22 protein-coding genes are annotated in these 16,341 nt (G+C 57.2%); 13 read left to right on the top strand and 9 right to left on the bottom strand.

Annotated elements, in window-relative coordinates; genetic code table 11:
- The first annotated feature begins 20 nt into the window (after positions 1-20).
- The 4 genes from flgG to AC2TDA_RS06080 are packed head-to-tail and all read left to right on the top strand — an operon-like array spanning position 21 to position 2,469.
- Positions 21-806, top strand: a complete 786-nt coding sequence (gene flgG, locus AC2TDA_RS06095) for a flagellar basal-body rod protein FlgG (protein WP_480877910.1) — start codon at positions 21-23, stop codon at positions 804-806.
- Positions 806-1,219, top strand: coding sequence for a flagellar basal body P-ring formation chaperone FlgA (gene flgA / locus AC2TDA_RS06090; protein WP_480877911.1), 414 nt, complete (start codon positions 806-808; stop codon positions 1,217-1,219). Before flgG ends, flgA begins: the two co-directional genes overlap by 1 nt.
- Complete coding sequence (gene flgH, locus AC2TDA_RS06085; protein WP_480877913.1) at positions 1,219-1,950, top strand: flagellar basal body L-ring protein FlgH; 732 nt, start codon at positions 1,219-1,221, stop codon at positions 1,948-1,950. Before flgA ends, flgH begins: the two co-directional genes overlap by 1 nt.
- A 9-nt stretch (positions 1,951-1,959) precedes the next feature.
- Positions 1,960-2,469, top strand: a complete 510-nt coding sequence (locus AC2TDA_RS06080; protein WP_480877915.1) for a flagellar basal body-associated protein FliL — start codon at positions 1,960-1,962, stop codon at positions 2,467-2,469.
- Between the two features lie 38 nt (positions 2,470-2,507).
- Here AC2TDA_RS06080 and AC2TDA_RS06075 read toward each other — a convergent pair whose 3' ends face one another.
- From AC2TDA_RS06075 to AC2TDA_RS06040, 8 genes are all read right to left on the bottom strand, one after another.
- Positions 2,508-2,903: a hypothetical protein gene (locus AC2TDA_RS06075; protein WP_480877917.1), complete on the bottom strand. Its 396-nt coding sequence runs from the start codon at positions 2,901-2,903 to the stop codon at positions 2,508-2,510.
- Positions 2,900-3,988: a flagellar type III secretion system protein FlhB gene (flhB, locus tag AC2TDA_RS06070; RefSeq protein ID WP_480877918.1), complete on the bottom strand. Its 1,089-nt coding sequence runs from the start codon at positions 3,986-3,988 to the stop codon at positions 2,900-2,902. The genes AC2TDA_RS06075 and flhB overlap by 4 nt, the downstream gene beginning before the upstream one ends.
- Positions 3,988-4,758 (bottom strand): flagellar biosynthetic protein FliR, encoded by a 771-nt coding sequence (locus AC2TDA_RS06065; protein WP_480877920.1) that lies wholly within the window; start codon positions 4,756-4,758, stop codon positions 3,988-3,990. Before AC2TDA_RS06065 ends, flhB begins: the two co-directional genes overlap by 1 nt.
- Positions 4,755-6,842: a flagellar biosynthesis protein FlhA gene (gene flhA / locus AC2TDA_RS06060; RefSeq protein WP_480877922.1), complete on the bottom strand. Its 2,088-nt coding sequence runs from the start codon at positions 6,840-6,842 to the stop codon at positions 4,755-4,757. The genes AC2TDA_RS06065 and flhA overlap by 4 nt, the downstream gene beginning before the upstream one ends.
- A 9-nt stretch (positions 6,843-6,851) precedes the next feature.
- The gene (locus AC2TDA_RS06055) at positions 6,852-7,550 is read right to left on the bottom strand and encodes a transglycosylase SLT domain-containing protein (protein WP_480877924.1); all 699 of its coding nucleotides are present in this window, start codon (positions 7,548-7,550) and stop codon (positions 6,852-6,854) included.
- A gap of 73 nt (positions 7,551-7,623) precedes the next feature.
- On the bottom strand, positions 7,624-8,052 hold the full coding sequence (locus AC2TDA_RS06050) for an Lrp/AsnC family transcriptional regulator (protein WP_480877926.1): 429 nt from the start codon (positions 8,050-8,052) through the stop codon (positions 7,624-7,626).
- A gap of 57 nt (positions 8,053-8,109) precedes the next feature.
- Positions 8,110-9,429, bottom strand: a complete 1,320-nt coding sequence (locus AC2TDA_RS06045) for an MFS transporter (RefSeq protein WP_480877927.1) — start codon at positions 9,427-9,429, stop codon at positions 8,110-8,112.
- Positions 9,430-9,432: 3 nt separating this feature from the next.
- A complete protein-coding gene (locus tag AC2TDA_RS06040) occupies positions 9,433-9,690 on the bottom strand; it encodes a metal-sensing transcriptional repressor (protein ID WP_480844796.1) in 258 nt (85 codons plus the stop codon).
- 131 nt (positions 9,691-9,821) lie between these two features.
- On the opposite strand from AC2TDA_RS06040, the gene AC2TDA_RS06035 reads away from it, so the two are divergent.
- From AC2TDA_RS06035 to AC2TDA_RS06005, 7 genes are all read left to right on the top strand, one after another.
- A complete protein-coding gene (locus AC2TDA_RS06035) occupies positions 9,822-10,436 on the top strand; it encodes a ribonuclease D (RefSeq protein WP_480877929.1) in 615 nt (204 codons plus the stop codon).
- Entirely contained in the window at positions 10,433-11,401 is a 969-nt protein-coding gene (locus AC2TDA_RS06030) for a KpsF/GutQ family sugar-phosphate isomerase (protein WP_480877931.1), read from the top strand. Before AC2TDA_RS06035 ends, AC2TDA_RS06030 begins: the two co-directional genes overlap by 4 nt.
- 10 nt (positions 11,402-11,411) lie before the next feature.
- Positions 11,412-12,011 (top strand): LPS export ABC transporter periplasmic protein LptC, encoded by a 600-nt coding sequence (locus AC2TDA_RS06025; protein WP_480844791.1) that lies wholly within the window; start codon positions 11,412-11,414, stop codon positions 12,009-12,011.
- A 3-nt stretch (positions 12,012-12,014) separates the two neighbouring features.
- Complete coding sequence (locus tag AC2TDA_RS06020) at positions 12,015-12,506, top strand: LptA/OstA family protein (RefSeq protein ID WP_480844789.1); 492 nt, start codon at positions 12,015-12,017, stop codon at positions 12,504-12,506.
- Entirely contained in the window at positions 12,506-13,264 is a 759-nt protein-coding gene (gene lptB, locus AC2TDA_RS06015; protein ID WP_480844787.1) for an LPS export ABC transporter ATP-binding protein, read from the top strand. The genes AC2TDA_RS06020 and lptB overlap by 1 nt, the downstream gene beginning before the upstream one ends.
- 252 nt (positions 13,265-13,516) lie before the next feature.
- The gene (gene hpf / locus AC2TDA_RS06010) at positions 13,517-14,080 is read left to right on the top strand and encodes a ribosome hibernation-promoting factor, HPF/YfiA family (RefSeq protein WP_480844786.1); all 564 of its coding nucleotides are present in this window, start codon (positions 13,517-13,519) and stop codon (positions 14,078-14,080) included.
- A 60-nt stretch (positions 14,081-14,140) separates the two neighbouring features.
- Positions 14,141-14,605 carry a PTS sugar transporter subunit IIA gene (locus AC2TDA_RS06005; protein WP_480844784.1) on the top strand — a complete coding sequence of 155 codons (465 nt, stop codon included), beginning with the start codon at positions 14,141-14,143 and terminating at the stop codon, positions 14,603-14,605.
- A gap of 75 nt (positions 14,606-14,680) precedes the next feature.
- On the opposite strand, the gene dalA is transcribed toward AC2TDA_RS06005, so the two are convergent.
- The gene (dalA, locus tag AC2TDA_RS06000; RefSeq protein ID WP_480844782.1) at positions 14,681-15,196 is read right to left on the bottom strand and encodes a divisome-associated lipoprotein DalA; all 516 of its coding nucleotides are present in this window, start codon (positions 15,194-15,196) and stop codon (positions 14,681-14,683) included.
- A gap of 169 nt (positions 15,197-15,365) precedes the next feature.
- Between dalA and AC2TDA_RS05995 the strand changes: the two genes are divergently transcribed.
- Together AC2TDA_RS05995 and AC2TDA_RS05990 are read left to right on the top strand one after the other, a co-directional pair.
- Positions 15,366-15,965 (top strand): L,D-transpeptidase, encoded by a 600-nt coding sequence (locus AC2TDA_RS05995; protein WP_480844780.1) that lies wholly within the window; start codon positions 15,366-15,368, stop codon positions 15,963-15,965.
- A gap of 139 nt (positions 15,966-16,104) precedes the next feature.
- On the top strand, positions 16,105-16,287 hold the full coding sequence (locus tag AC2TDA_RS05990; protein ID WP_480844778.1) for a hypothetical protein: 183 nt from the start codon (positions 16,105-16,107) through the stop codon (positions 16,285-16,287).
- Positions 16,288-16,341 lie beyond the last annotated feature (54 nt).

The raw sequence follows: 16,341 nt of genomic DNA, 5'->3' as shown, positions 1-16,341 counted from the left end.
TTGTACAAGGAGATTTCACTATGCGCGCTTTGAAGATTGCTGCCACAGGTATGACTGCCCAGCAAATGCGGGTCGAGACGATCTCAAACAATCTCGCGAACATGAACACCACGGGTTTCAATGCCCGTAGGGCCGAGTTCGCCGATCTGCATTACCAGCAAATGGCGCGCGCCGGGACGGTAAACGCTTCGGACGGTACGGTTCTGCCGACCGGAATTCAGCTGGGCCTTGGGGTTCGCGCCGCGGCCGTGACAGTACAGCTTTCGCAGGGCGCCCTGTCTGCCACGGGCAGTGATCTCGACATTGCCATCGAAGGGCGTGGATATCTTGAAGTGGCTCTGCCGAACGGCCAGTCTGGATTTACCCGCGACGGTAGTTTGAAAAGATCCGCCGAAGGGTTGATTGTAACCTCAGACGGGTTCGCCGTGGCGCCAGAGATCACCATCCCGGACGACGCCCGATCAATCTCGATAAACGCCACAGGTGAAGTCTATGCCTATTTCGACGACACCGCAGAAGGTCAGTTGCTGGGGGAGTTGACGCTTGCGAGCTTTTCGAATGCCAAAGGGCTCGAAGCTATCGGCAGCAACCTGTTCAAAGAGACAGAAGCCTCGGGCGCACCTGTGATTGGCACGCCGGGTGAGGACGGGTTGGGCACCATTCGGCAAGGCTATCTGGAGGATAGCTCGGTCGATGCTGTGCGCGAAGTTACCGAACTGATCGAGGCCCAGCGCGGCTACGAAATGAATGCCAAAGTCATCTCTGCTGTTGATCAGATGATGGGCGCAACGACACAGGTGCGCTGATGAGAGGGCTGATTCTGTTTCTGGCACTTTCTCCTTTGGACGCATTGGCCGAGATTTTGGTTCCGACCCGGACCATCCGCGCCAAAGAGGTGATCATGGCCGAGGACCTCGAAACCAAAGCCATAGATGCCGTGGGGGCCATTACGAGGGCCTCTGACCTGATCGGGCAGGAGGCGCGCGTCGCGCTCTATCCGGGGCGCCCCATCCGTGCCGCGGATTTCGGTCCACCCGCAATCGTCAACCGTAACGATCTGGTGACGCTGGTTTTTGACCACGCGTTGCTGTCCATCTCGACAGAAGGGCGCGCCCTTGGGAGGGGTGCGGCCGGCGAGCGGATTCGCGTGATGAACCTGTCGTCGCGCACCACAGTAACGGGCTTAATCCGGGCCGACGGTCATATCGAGGTCCAGTGATGTTAAAAATTCCCGCTCTCCTACTTTTGTGCATGCTTTTCGCGTCCGCCTGCGGGCGTGTGGACCATCTGGGTAAACCACCTAGCCTTACGCCCAACACGGAATCCCCGGAACATGTGGCGATGCTTTGGCCAGGACTACCGCTGCACACTCAACCGCAACGGTCGGTTGATCAGTCTTCACTATGGAGTGGGGGGCAGCATTCGCTGCTTGGTGATCAACGAGCAATAAAAAAAGGGGATATTCTGACCGTTGTAATCGAGCTGGACGAAAAAGCAGAATTTTCAAATGACACAAATCGTTCGCGGGTCGGATCGGAAAGCCTTGCTGTGCCCAGCCTGTTCGGCTTGCCGCAACGTGCGGCAGACCGACTGCCGACAGGAGCGTCACTGGATGAGGCGGTCTCAATCGACTCTGAATCGTCCAGCAAGGGAAAGGGGTCGGTCAAACGCAAAGAGAAACTGACGCTGCGCGTAGCTGCGACAGTTATCGACGTATTGCCCAATGGTGTTCTGTCAATCTCTGGCACACAGGAATTGCGGGTGAACTTCGAACTGCGAGAGCTGCTTGTTTCCGGATATGTGCGACCTCAAGATATCTCGCGCCAGAATGAGATCACCTATGACAAGATCGCTTCGGCGCGGGTGTCCTATGGTGGCCGGGGGCAAATAACGGATGTGCAACAGCCGCGGTATGGCCAGCAGATCCTCGATTTGCTGCTACCGTTCTGAGGTGCCGACGTGATCAAAACGCTCTTACCATTTATCTATCTGATCGTTGGTTTGGCGGCTGGTGTCGGCGCAGGGGTTGCACTGGCGCCATCGGACCAAGGCAAGGACAAAGCCAGCGAAGCTGCCGCCGAAGCCGCGCCGAAAGAAGACAAGCCAACCAAACTAAAGCCAGCAAGCAACGGTGAAAACCCCTCCGAGTTTGAGTACTTGAAACTGACAAAGCAATTCGTGGTTCCGGTCGTAGGGGATGACGAAATCTCGGCGCTTGTAACTATGGCCCTAAGCCTCGAAGTGAAACCGGGAATTGAGGAATCGTTTTACGACATTGAGCCGAAACTGAGGGACGGCTTCCTGCAGGTGCTTTTCGATCATGCCAATACTGGCGGATTTGATGGGGCATTCACCCGGTCTGACAATCTGACTACCCTGCGAAAAGCCTTGTTGGAGGTGGCCCGGATAAATCTGGGTGAAGATGTTTCGCGCGTCCTGATCATGAGCGTTGCCAGGCAGGACACCTAGAGCAACCTTTCCCGGCCACGTTCATATGCCAGGGCGTTCTAGTCGAAGACCTGGTTCAATTGTGCTCTTTTTTGTTTCCGCCGTTTCTCATTTTTTGCCTGCAGCGACAGTCTTTCGACGGCCTGTTTTCGACCAAATGCCTTGCGCAGGTTTTCGATTGCGGACAGCTTTTGCGATCGTAACCGTGCAAGTTCCGTGTTCAACTGGCGGCGCATTTCAGATTCCCAGCTATACCAAAGCATGTCACTGCCTGTGATGTAATATCCCTCGGTCTGAATGCTGTCCGAGCGTACTTGAGAAAGCTGTGCGTCCAGGCGTGCCAATTGTTGTTGCACACTAGCCTCTTGTTGCAAAAGCGGGCGTAGTTGCTGGAATTCTTTCTGGAAGACTGCCTCGGTCACTGCAGCAAGATCAGATATGCGGGCGCTTTTCATCCAACTTGCCCTTTTGCCCGTTTTCGCATCGCTTCGGCAAACCGAATGGCGGCGGCCACGGGACGATAGTGCTCTTCGGCGATCTCCTGGCCGATGTCGACGGTGGCGTGCAGTGCTCGGGCGGTTGGCGGGTCGGAATGAACGGGAACACCGGATTCTCCAGCGGTGGTTCTGATGGCGGCTGCAACTTCGTCCACACCCTTTGCGACACAGACAGGTGCGGTACCGGTGTCGCGCGACCACTTCAGGGCAACCGCATAGTGAGTCGGGTTAACTACGACGACATCAGCCTTAGGAACATCGGCCATCATTTGGTTGGTTGCGATATCCTGCGCCCGCTGGCGGCGTTGTTGTTTAACGTGCGGGTCGCCCTCCGAGTCCTTGGTTTCGTCCTGAATCTCCTTGCGCGACATCCTGTTCTTGCGCAGATGTTCGGCGTGCTGCCACAGGTAATCCACAACGCCGATCGTCAGTGCGATCGTGATCACGATAAACAGGAAGCGAAACAGCAGGTTCATCATCAGCAGGATCGAAGACCGGGCCGGTGCGGCGCTGGCAGCAAGAATCTCGGTCAGGTTCGAGCGTAGAAACAGTGTCAGGCAAATGCCGTAGATCACCAGCTTTACGAAGCTCTTGGTAAATTCGAACAGGCCGCCCCGGCCAAACTTGTTCTTGGCGTTCGACGGGATCGAAATTCGTGACGAACGCGGTTTCAGCTTGTCAGGTGCAAAGACAAGCGCCCGTTGGGCGATCAGGCTCAGCAGTACGGCTGCAGCCGGGACAGCAAACAGCAGGGAAACTGGCACAAGGGTTGATTGCAACAGCCCACCGACAGTGACGAAAGCCGGTCCGGTAGCCAGCAGATCTGAAAACTGCTCGGGTTGGTCGATTAGAACCACAAATACTGACCCCAGGTGTTCAACTGAAAAGCTTCCCACCACCAGAAAGGCAATCAACAATCCGGAATAAGCGGCGACCACGGAAAGATCGTTGGATTTTGCCACCTCACCCTTTTGGCGGGCCTTCTGCAGCTTCTGCGGGGTCGGCTCAAATGACTTGTCGCTGTCATCATCCTGTCCGCTCATCAGTTCCCACCCAGCGGGTTATGGAGAAAAGCGAACAGCGCATCGGACCAAACTGATAGAATGAGGGGAGTGCCGGCAAAAAGAAGGAATAGGCCGGCAAAGGTAATGGCCGGGGCACCGACAAAAGCAACCATGAGCTGCGGCATGGCCCGGTTGATCACGCCCAGCGCCAGATTGTAGATCAGCGAGGCGATGACAAATGGCGTTGCCAGAGCGAAGGCCAGAACAAAACTCCGCGCGACCTGCAAGACGCCCCAATGCGATAGATCAGGTGCAGCAGGAACTGCGCCGACCGGGAAGAGGATGTAGCTGTTGACCAAGAACTGGGCTGCACGGATGTGCAGGCCCAACAGTGCGGCCAAGGCTAGCCCCGCCAGCGTCAGCAGATACCCCATTGCAGGAACAGGATCTGCTGCTGCCCCGCCCAGAAGCTGAGACAGAGATGTAGCTTGTGCCGCAATAGAACCCGCTGTCCGAAGCGCAAGAACGAACAGGCGCAGCCCCATTCCCAAGGCCAGGCCGATCAGAACTTCGGTGCCGACTAAACCGGCCATCGCGACAAGGTCCGGAGCGGCGGGCGGCGAGGGCGCAGCGGGGGTCACGATCAGGGTGAAGGCCACCGCGATGCCAAGTTTCACCCTTACCGGGATGCTGCGCTCACCAAAGGCGGGTAAGACTGAAACCAACACGGAAACCCGTAGGAAAACGGCGAAGACATGCCAAAGACTGGCCGCTAGCTGATCCAATAGTTCAGGCGGCAGAACAATCATGCAGGCACCGTTCCGACCAGCGCAGGCCTCGCCTCGAGCCCGATTTCCTCGAAAGACAGCACCGGATTAGACACTCCGCGCGCGTGCATGATCGTGCGCAGCAACCTGCGCCGTCGGGTTGAGGTCACAACAGCCGGGAACAAGCCGTGATTGGCTGATTGCGCGACGCTGTTGACGACGCCATCGGCCAGTTTGTTGAACAGGTTCGGCGGTAATGCGACATCGAGGCCGGCGTTGGGCGTGTCAATCTGGTAGGTGGAAAAGGTGTCCTCCCATTCCGGGGCCAGTTGGATCAATGGGATCGACCCGTCTTCGCGCTTCATTTCAGAAACCAGTTGAAAGCCCAACCTCTGACGTACCAGTTCACAGATACCTTCGGGCTGGGTCGTGGTCAGGCGCGCTTCGGCCACACCATCAAGGATCAGAGCCATGTTGCGGATCGAGACCCTCTCATCCAGCAGCAAGCGCAGCACGGCGTGCAACGTGTCGATTGGAACCTTGTCTGGGATCAATTCATCCAGCAACTTACGATTTGCCTCGGCCCGGACCGGATCGCTGAGGCGCGTCATCTCGGACAACAGACGCCGTAAGGATTTCAGCGTCAGCAGACGTGAGAAATTCTGCTTGATAATTTCCAGCAAATGCGTCGCCAGGATTTCGGGCGGTGTGACGATGGTGGCTCCGTTCAATGCGGCGGCCTCCTGATCCTTGGGCAGAATCCAGCGGGCGGGGGCGCCGTAAACGGGTTCGGTCACATCGTTGCCGTCGGGCAGCAAGTCATTACTGTCCTGCACCAGTGCAAGAACCAGATCGGCGCTTAGAACGCCGCGTGCCTGTTCGACGCCCTGAACCTTGATCACGTATGTGCCAGTGGGAAGGTCGGCGCGATCGGTCAGGCGAATCTCTGGCAGGATTAATCCAAAGCTCGACGCGACATAGGTGCGCATATTAGTGATCCGCGCGTCCAGACCTGTCCCGGGGTCCAGCACCATGCTGACCAGATCGGGGGAAAATTCCAGATGCACATCGTCCAGATCCAGAATGTCACCGATGGCCTGCGATACCGGTCCATCGGTTTCGTTTGCCGGAGCTTGTTCGGCCAGTTCTTGCGCCTTTTGGGTGCGGTAAACGCTGTAAGAGGCGTACCCCAAAACGGTCGCACCCAGAATGAAGGGCAAAAAGGGCAGGCCGGGTACCAAAGCGAACAGCACCATCAAAACAGCAACGGTGCCCAACGCCGCGGGATGTCGCCCAAGTTGCGAAAATATGGCGCTGTCCGTCGCGCCTTGCGTGCCTCCGCGTGCCAACAACAAGGCCGACGCAATCGAGATTATCACTGCGGGAATCTGCGAAACCAGTCCATCGCCTACAGTCAGAATCGCGTAGGTTTCAAATGCCGATGTGACAGGCATGCCGTGGACGATCACGCCCATGACAAGCCCCATAACAAGATTCAGCAAGGTGATTAGCAGCCCGGCAATGGCATCGCCTTTGACGAATTTTGACGTCCCGTCGAGTGAACCGAAAAAAGTGGTCTCCTGCTGCTCGCGCTCTCGGCGTTCCTTGGCTTGCTGGTGATCGATAGCCCCGGCGGACATGTCGCTGTCGATGGCCAGCTGTTTGCCGGGCATCCCATCCAGTGCAAATCGTGCGCCAACCTCGGCCATACGGGCCGCGCCTTTGGTGATTACCATGAAATTCACGATCAACAGCACGCCAAATACGACGAGACCCAGGAAAATGCTGCCCCCCATGACGAACTGGGCAAAACCTTCGATAACGTCGCCTGCTGCGTTGGTGCCCGTGTGCCCCTGGCCAATGATCAGCTTGGTCGAAGATACGTTCAGCGACAGGCGCAACATCAGCGAGGCCAGCAGGATCGTCGGGAACGAGGAAAAATCTAATGGCCTTTCAATGAACAAGGTCAACGTGAAGATCAGGATCGCCAGTGCGAACGAGGCCGCCAAGCCCACGTCCAGAACCCATGCGGGCATCGGCAGGATCATCATCACGATGACCGTCATAAGCGCGATGGCAAGCAGGACAGTCGGTGAGAAAAGGGTGCGGATGTCGATCCGGGGCACTGGCGGCTCCTAATTGAAGGCGATGAAAGCAGAACCAGATCCCGTCGCGGGAACCAGCGAGCCGAGCGAGCTTGGACGTGTTTCGGCGTGCCACAAGGGGATCAGGGGTGCCGCAGACCATTTGAATGGATCGTGCGCAACCTGAGCGGTTTGAGCCTGGGGCGCATCGTTCAACTGCGCCAGAACCGTTTGAAAACGTCCGGAATAAGCATTCGCCAGGTTTGGCGATCGGGAATGATAAGCTCCGGCTGCGGCGGCCCATGTGCCAAGTTCTGAGTGAAGCTGCTTTAGAAACCGGGCGGCATAACCTGCGTTCTCATCTGGATCGAACATGGAGTCGATCGAGCGGAACGCCTTGCCGTGCCAGCGGTAATTGATCTGGAAACAGCCCACATCGAAACTGCGCGTTCCGGATCTGAAAACGTCAAACACATGCGCCTTGGCCTCAGCCTCGGATTCGAACCAATACCCTTGGCCTGCGACATTGACAGCCCACGGCCAAGGTTCCAATTGACCCTTTTGCACGCGCCCGGTTTCCACGCGCGTGATTGCCCGGAGCACGTCCAACGGCACTTCTTCGGATTGTGCAGCGCGTCTGGCGGCCTGATCGCAGATGCTGACTGAATTGGGGGCAGGTTTGGCCAATACCTGCGGTAGCGCAATAAACTGCGCCAGCATAAGAAGCATCAAGGTCTTTGGGTTGGGCATTCTGCCGGTCCGGGATTTTGATCAATCCGGGACAAGCTAGCCAATCATCGGTTTACAGAGGGTTATCGTCGGCTCAGTTTCGGTCAATGCGGCGACCAAAGACCACGCTTGTGTTGGTGCGTAAAACGCCGGGTATCCGGGCAAGGTCATCCACCAGAATGTCCAAATCCTCGATGCGGGGCGCTTCGGCGGATAGCAGAAGGTCAAATTCACCGTTGATCGACAGGCACAGCTTGACCTCGGGGTAAGCCTCGAGCCGTTTGATTATGCGGGTGGTTTCCTTTTGCTGTACTTCCAGCAGAACAACGACCTGAACTCGGGGCGTGTCCTCGGTTTCGCCCAGCACGACGGAATACCCGGCGATCACCCCCCGTTCTTCCATCCGGCTGATACGTTCGTGAACGGTTGTGCGCGCGACGCCCAGCGTGGCGGCGATATGCGTGGTTGACGCTCGTGCGTTGTGTTGCAGGGCGACAATGATGCGGCGGTCAAGCGAGTCCATGAAGGCTCCGTTCCGGGCAGGATTTGCTACCGGTTAGAGCAGTTTGGTGAACCAGGCTCAAGGCTTGTGCGGGAACCGCGGGTGCAGATCGTCGATGACGATCGGGTGAGAGTGCGATCCGTCGCCCGCGATGTGCGGGTGATCACGTGGAAGTTCAGGGTGTTCATGTGCCACCGGGCCATGATCATTGCGCGGCCAGATGACAAGGGCCACAACCAGCCCCATGATCGAACATGTCGTCATCCATGCCAGCGCTGCTGTACTGCCGAGGCCGGTCATCAGCCCCCCGGCCAGAGGGTACAATACCAACCAGCATCCGTGAGACAAGGTGAACTGGGCGGCGAAGAGAGCGGGTCGGTCTTCGGGTTGCGACGATCGCGTCAGCAACCGGCCTGAAGGGGTCAGCGTCGCTGAATATCCGAACCCGGTACAGGCCCAGAACACTGTCAGAAGGCCAAGCGACAGCGGCGCAATAGCCGTCGATAATGCTGCGCTGGCCATTGTGGCCGTGCCCAACGCGGCTCCGGCGATCATGACTTTGCGATCCTCGAACCGGTCCAGCAGGGGCGGTAGCGCGAAGGCGGCGAGCATTGAACCCCCTCCAAACCCGGCCAGCGCGATGGCTACGGCGCTTTCGGACAGGCCCAGATCGCTGCGGACGATGACCACCGTGTTGACGATGACCATCGCACTGAGCGCGGCCGCACTCCAGCTAAGCGCAAGAAGTCCGCGCAGCCGGGGCGTTTTCAGGTAGATGCGTATGCCTCTTGTCGTCCGGTCGTAAATACCGCGACGCTTGCCCGGTTTGGGTGAAGGCAGCGCGACTGAAACGACAAGAACTGCCGAAGCAACAAACCCGAAGCTGGTGCCCCAGAACAAACTGTCGAAACTGACCAGCAACAGCAAAGCCGCCGCCAGCATCGGGCTAAGCAGGCTTTCCAGATCATAGGCCAGACGCGACAGGGACAGGGCTTTGGTATAATCCCGTTCGTCCGTCAGGACGTCGGGGATGGTGGCCTGAAAGGTGGGTGTGAATCCCGCTGATGCCGATTGCAGTACGAAAATCAGCACGTAAACCTGCCAGACCTCGGTGACGAAGGGCAGGCACAGGGCCACCGCGGCACGCACCAGATCCAGAGCCACCAACATCCTGCGGCGATCCAACTGTTCGGCAAAGGCAGCGGCGAGCGGAGCGATGGTAACATAAGCCACCATTTTGATGGTCAGCGCTGTGCCCAGCACCAGACCGGCGGCATCCCCTGCCAGATCATAGGCGAGTAGGCCGAGCGCGACAGTTGCCAGTCCGGTTCCGGTCAGCGCTACAACCTGCGCGGCCAGAAGGTGTCGATACACCCGGTTTTTGAGAACGCGGAACATTGGTCAGAGGTACTTTGTAATGGATTTGAAGTTCTCAATGCCTTCGCCCACGGAATCCGAGGTCAGGCAATGGTCAATGTGATCGTGAATCAGGACGCGTTTTGCATTGGTGATGGCTTTTTCCACCGCAAAAAGTTGCTGTGCGATATCTGCGCAGGGCGCGTGATCTTCCAGCATCGCGAGAACCTTGGCCAGGTGCCCGTGAGCCCGTTTCAGTCGTGCGGTGACCTGCGGGTGGGATTGATGAGTGTATTCAGCCATATATATCCCTATCCCCCCCTAGGGGTTATTGTCAAGATTACGGTACCTGCCTCTGTTCCTTGGCCGGACGGCGTTGAGTTTGATCGACAAACCTCCTATCTCGGGGGCGACAGTGCACAAAGGAAATTTCCGTGGCGAACCATTTGTACAAGAACGACCTGCCCGACGGGCTGGATCTGGGCCCAGTTGTGGCCATTGATTGTGAAACCATGGGGCTCAACCCGCACCGGGACCGCCTGTGCGTCATTCAGATGTCGGGCGGCGACGGCAACAGCCATATCGTTCAGGTGGAAAAGGGGCAGGCAGCGGCGCCCAACCTGTGTGCCATGCTGGAAAATCCCAACGTGCTGAAACTGTTCCACTTTGGCCGTTTCGACATCGCCGCCATGTACCATGCTTTCGGCGCTCTGGCGGCACCGGTTTATTGCACCAAGATCGCCAGCCGCCTAGTGCGCACCTACACCGACAGGCATGGGTTGAAGAACCTGTGTCAGGAACTGCTGGGCATCGATATCTCGAAGCAGCAGCAGATGAGCGATTGGGGGGCTGAAGCTCTGACTGAGGCGCAGCTGGACTATGCTGCGTCCGACGTCCTTTACCTGCACCGTCTGCGCGACGGGCTGAATGCCCGTCTCGACCGCGAAGGCCGTACCGAGATGGCACAGGCCTGTTTTGATTTCCTGCCGATGCGTGCGAAGCTTGACCTCGCCGGATGGCCAGAAACGGATATTTTTGCGCACTCATGACTGATACCGAAGCATTCCTGACGACCGCAAAGCAGGTCGTTACCGACGAAGCTCGAGCATTGGACGTTCTGGCCGAGAGTCTCGATGAGAATTTTGCCGAAGCTGTTCAATTGATCTTGCAGGCAACTGGCCGCATCATCATCAGCGGCATCGGCAAGTCCGGTCACATTGGGCACAAGATTGCAGCTACGCTGGCCAGTACGGGAACCCCGGCCTATTTCGTGCACCCGGCCGAAGCCAGCCATGGCGATTTGGGCATGGTCTCAAATGGCGATGTGGTGCTGGCCATCTCGAACTCGGGCGAGGCGCCGGAACTGGCCAATCTGCTGGCATTCACTCGTCGCTTCGGCATTCCATTGATCGGCCTGTCCAGCAAGCCCGAAAGTACGCTGATGAAGCAAGCAGATGTGCATCTGCTGATCCCTTCGATGGGCGAAGCTTGCGGTTTCGGCATGGTGCCTTCGATCTCGACCACACTGACATTGGCGATGGGCGACGCGTTGGCGATTGCGCTGATGAAATACCGCGGTTTCCAGCCTGAGGATTTTCGTGCCTTCCATCCCGGCGGCAAGCTGGGAGCGCGGTTGAGCACGGTGCGAGACCTGATGCACTCTGGTGCCGCACTGCCCCTGGTGGCAGCACATACGCCCATGAGCGATGCCCTGATCGAGATCAGCCAAAAAGGATTTGGCGTGGCGGGGGTCACGGATGCGCAGGGGAATTTGGTCGGAATCATCACCGATGGTGACTTGCGGCGTCACATGGATGGTTTGCTGGAAAAGACCACAGAACAGGTCATGACCGAGAATCCAACCACCATCCCCCCGGGTGCGCTGGCCGAAGAGGCTGTGGCGATCATGAATGATCGTAAGATCACGTCACTGTTCGTCGCCGATGCAGATGAATTGGGACGGGCGCAAGGCTTGTTGCACATTCACGACTGCTTGCGCGTCGGGTTGGGCTGAGGGGGCTGCCGTGGATCGCCATTCCAGATGGGTGCAATTCCTCAAGGTGGTGCTGCCGCTGACGGCGATCATTCTGCTGTCGACAGTTTTTCTTCTGTCGCGCAGCATCGAAACCAATGTATCGGTACCGTTTTCCCGCGAGGCGATCGACGAGAGGCTAGCCAATCAGGCGGTCACACGTCCCAATTACAAAGGGGTAACCAGCAAAGGCGAAGAGGTGCAGGTCGAGGCCCGCCGCGCCACACAAGGCAGTGAAGGTTCCGCGCCGACCGCTTCGGAATTTCGGGGGCGTTTCGGGTTGAGCAATGGTGGCGTCATCACACTGGACTCCAACTCGGGATTGATCCGCCCGGACAAAGGAACGGCGACATTCGTCGGAGATGTGGTGATAACCACAACCGATGGTATCCGCGTAACGACGGATTTGCTAAACACCTCGCTGGAGGAAATCCGTGGCGACACGCCCGGGCAGGTCGATGGAACCGGTCCGATCGGTGATTTCACTGCCGGGCGTATGGTTTTCGGAACACAAAAAGAAGGCGGGTCGGTCCATATTCTTTTTACAGACGGTGTGAAGCTGATATACGAGCCGCAGAAAGCTGAAAGATAACCTGTGTTTGATTTACGTGTAGCCTCAATTTGCATCGCTTTGGCAAGTGCAGCCGTTCCCGCATCGGCGCAGGAAGCGCAAGTAGCCTTCGGGGCGGTGAAGGCGGACCCCACATTACCCGTCGAGGTCACCTCCGAAACTCTGAACGTGAATCAAGAGGACGGAACGGCCGAGTTTCTGGGCAGCGTCATCGTTATTCAGGGAGAGATGCGTCTGACAGCCGAGCGGGTTATGGTCATCTACAATGAGGAACGCTCGGCCATCCAGCGGCTCGAGGCGACTGAGAATGTGGTTCTGGTCAACCCCCCTGACGCGGCAGAAGGCGACCGGGCGGAATATACTATTGATTCCGGTGTGATCAGGATGAATGGCAACGTTTTGCTGACGCAGGGCCCCAGCATTATCAGCGGCGATCAGATGGTTGCGAATCTGACCGACGGCACGGCTACAATGACGGGTCGGGTCAAAACTATTTTGCAACCGAGTGGCAATTGATGAATCGGCCGAACCTGTCCATTGCCGAGGGCTCTTCCGGTCTCAAGATCGAAAAGCTGCGCAAGTCCTATAAGAAAAAAACGGTCATTCGGGACGTATCCATGACGTTGGATCGATCCGAAGTCGTGGCTTTGCTGGGGCCGAACGGTTCGGGCAAAACGACGACTTTCTACTCGGTTGCGGGACTGGTCTTTCCTGAGGCGGGAACTGTCACGATTGACGGTCAGAATGTCACGACGCTGCCGATGTATCGCCGGGCTCGCCTTGGGATCGGGTATCTTCCGCAGGAAATGTCGATCTTCCGCGGCATGAGCGTAGAAGACAACATTGCAGCCGTTCTGGACATTACCGTCAAGCATGCTCATCGCCGCAAGGAACGGCTGGAAGAACTGTTGTCGGATTTCTCGATCGAGCATCTGCGCCGCGCGCCGGCACTCGCGTTGTCGGGAGGGGAACGCCGTCGGGTGGAAATTGCCCGCTGTCTGGCCGCTGACCCGAAATATCTGCTGCTGGACGAGCCATTTGCGGGCGTTGATCCAATCAGCGTGGGTGACATCCGTCATTTGGTTGCCGATTTGAAGAAGCGTGGAATCGGTGTACTGATCACGGACCATAACGTACGGGAAACGCTGGAAATTGTGGATCGCGCCTATATCCTGCACGATGGGCAGGTTCTGATGTCAGGTACCCCCGATGAAGTGGTCGAAAACGAAAACGTGCGGCGTGTTTATCTGGGCGAAAATTTCCGTATTTCATAGGCTTGCGCAGAATTGCGCCGAGCGCATGCCGGAAATCGCGTATATACACACCTGTTTTGATTGACTCTTCCCTCGGCTCTTGGCTCAATTGGTTTATGGCATTTCTTCGGTTCCAGTCTGGATCTCGATGTCCCTTCTTCGAAGGGCCGATTCGGAGACTACCGCAAATAATGTCGCTACCCCCCACCCGATAAAAAGAAGTCAGTCGCGTATCGCGGCGTCAGAATGGGTGTGAATTGTGAAGGAGATCACATGCGTTACCAAATCAGCGGAAAACAGATCGACATCGGCGCGGCGCTGCAGACTCACGTGCAGACCGAGTTGGGCGAAGCCGTTGGCAAATATGCCCAGCGACCAACGGATGCCAACGTCGTCTTTTCCCGTTCGGCGCATGAATATGTATGCGAAACCACCGTACATCTGTCGACAGGCCTAACCGCCCAGGCCAAAGCCCACGCAACCGAAATTTACGCGGCGTTTGAGGCATGCTGCGACAAAATGGAAACACAGTTGCGCCGTTACAAGCGTCGCTTGAAGGACCACCACAAGGATCGGTCCGAGCCTGTTGAACTCTTTGGCGCGTCCTCATATATCCTCGCCTCGGACGAATCTGAGACGGCAGCCGAACCCGACTCATTGCAGCCCATGATTGTGGCTGAGATGGAAACCAAGATCCCATCGCTGAGTGTTGGCGAAGCTGTTATGCAGATGGAGCTTGCGGGCGCCCCAGTGCTGGTGTTCCGGAATGAGAACAAGGATGGGTTGAATGTCGTATACCGTCGCGATGACGGCAATATCGGCTGGATCGATCCGTAACAGGCAAGGATAAGTGGCATGCCCTCGCCAATTGCGGGGGCTTAGCCCAGGAGCGTGACCATGGAGCTTTCGAGCATACTTAAGCCCGAAGCAGTGCGTGTATTGTCTGCTGCTTCTAGCAAGAAGCGACTGTTTCAGGAAATCGGCGACGTTGGCGCGGCGACCCTCGGGTTAAATGCGCAGACTATTGTTGACAGCCTGCTGGAACGCGAAAGCCTGGGCCCAACGGGTGTTGGCCATGGCGTGGCTCTGCCGCATGCGCGACTTTCTGAGTTGGAATCAGTTGCTGGTGTTTTTGTGCTTTTGGAGAAGCCGCTGGACTTCGGATCGGTAGACCGACAGCCGGTGGATCTGGCATTTTCGCTGTTTGCGCCAGAAGAGGCCGGTGTCGATCACCTCAAGGCGCTTGCGCTGGTGTCACGAACGCTCCGCGAACCTACGGTCTGCGCTAAGTTGAGGGCCAACCCTGACCCAGTCAAACTGTACGCGATTCTGACAGAAGCCCAATCCATGCAAGCGGCCTGACCGCCGAAGGAAAGGGTCCGAAAACAAAAAAGCCCCCGAGTTTCGGGGGCTTTGTCGTTCAACTGATCAGAATGATCAGCCGCCGGTGCCCATTTCGAGCGTCCACCAGATCTTGCCGCCACCTTCCTGATGCCAGGAAAACCCCATCTGTGTTGCCTTGGGGTCCAAAATGACAGCCCGAGGGCCTGGCTCCTGCATCCATGCCGCCAGCGTTTCGGTTTCCGTCTCATAGGTTTCCGAAATCGCTTCGCCCAGGAACGTCCCGAAATACCCCACACGGGTCGCCCGGTCCAACGGGGACGATCCGTCCGAGCCAAAGTGCCATGGGCGATTTTGCCGGGCCATGTCCTTTGAGTGCGTGGCAGCCGCCGCGTTCAACTGGGCATTCAACTGAACGGGCTGCAATCCCTGCGCTTGACGCAGTGCATTGACCGAATCAAGCATACGGAATTGGAGTTTTTCGGGGTTCCCGCGAATCTTGTAGACCGTAGGCAGAGGCCGACCGTCGGAGCCAAGGGAGGGCGCGCGCGAATCGGTACAGGCGGCCAAAGCGGCAAAACAAATCAAGAGTAAGGTAAAAATACGCGTCATGGTTGGCCTAATTTTTGTGTCGATACCGGGAATAGCCCGCCTGAGCGCTCGGAGCAAACGTGCAATGGGGCAACCTTGCATGATTCTGCCGGTTTGATTTGCGACTGAAGCATTCTGGCCATAAAATGACCCGGATTTAGTATCTGAACATAACAAAGGACCGTCCGTCATGGTCAAAAAGCGCATATTTTCACCAACGCGCCGCGGATTTATCGCGGCTGCTGCGGCTGGTCTGGCTTCGCCGGCTTTGGCGCAATACATTCCGGGTGATCCCTTGCGCCCTGCTCCGGAACCTGAGCCAGAGGTGCGCCGTAATGTCTCAGGATTCCGGGCGCTGAACTGGGAACCGTACTTTTCGAACACCAGAAACGGCGCGATTCTGGTCGATACGGTCTCAAGAGCGCTGCATTATTGGTCAGATGATCAGTCCGTCTACAAGCTGTACCCATCATCGGTACCGCTGACCGAGGAATTGACGCGTCGCGGACGGACCAGCGTAATCCGCAAAGTCGAGGGGCCAAGCTGGTCGCCGACTCCTTCGATGAAGAAAAGAAACCCGGAATGGCCGGACTACATTCCACCGGGACCGGATAACCCATTGGGAACGCACGCCTTATATCTGAGCTGGAAGTATTACCGCATCCACGGCACGCACGATACACGCAAAATCGGTCGCCGGTCGTCCAATGGCTGCATCGGGCTTTTCAACGATGATATCGCCGAGCTGTTCTCAATGACGAAGGTGGGCACGCAAGTGTTGCTTATTTGACGACACTTTCGCGCACGAAGCCGCCTGCGGCGCAAGTTGCAATTGCAATCCATGGGGATAGCTGATTAGAAAAACTCACGAGGTAAGTCTTAGATGTGCGGTTTCGCTATTGGGAATCGCGCAAATTCTGGAGGTTAATATGAAGAAACTCGTTCTCGCTGCTGCTCTGACAGCTGCTGCTTCGACCGCATATGCTGGCAACCTGGAAGAGCCGGTTGTTGAAGCACCTGTTGTTGTCGAAGAAACTCAGGGTTCGTCGCAGGGCATCGTCCTGCCGCTGATCCTGTTGGTCGTTGTTGCCGCAGCTGTTGCAGCAAGCTAAGTCGACGAGACTCATCGACAAAAAGGCGGTGGAGAAATCCACCGCCTTCTTTTA

The organism is Ruegeria sp. HKCCD6426 (genome assembly GCF_057221115.1).
The sequence above is the reverse complement of the archived record's forward strand: the minus strand, read 5'-3'. Positions and strand labels throughout refer to the sequence as shown.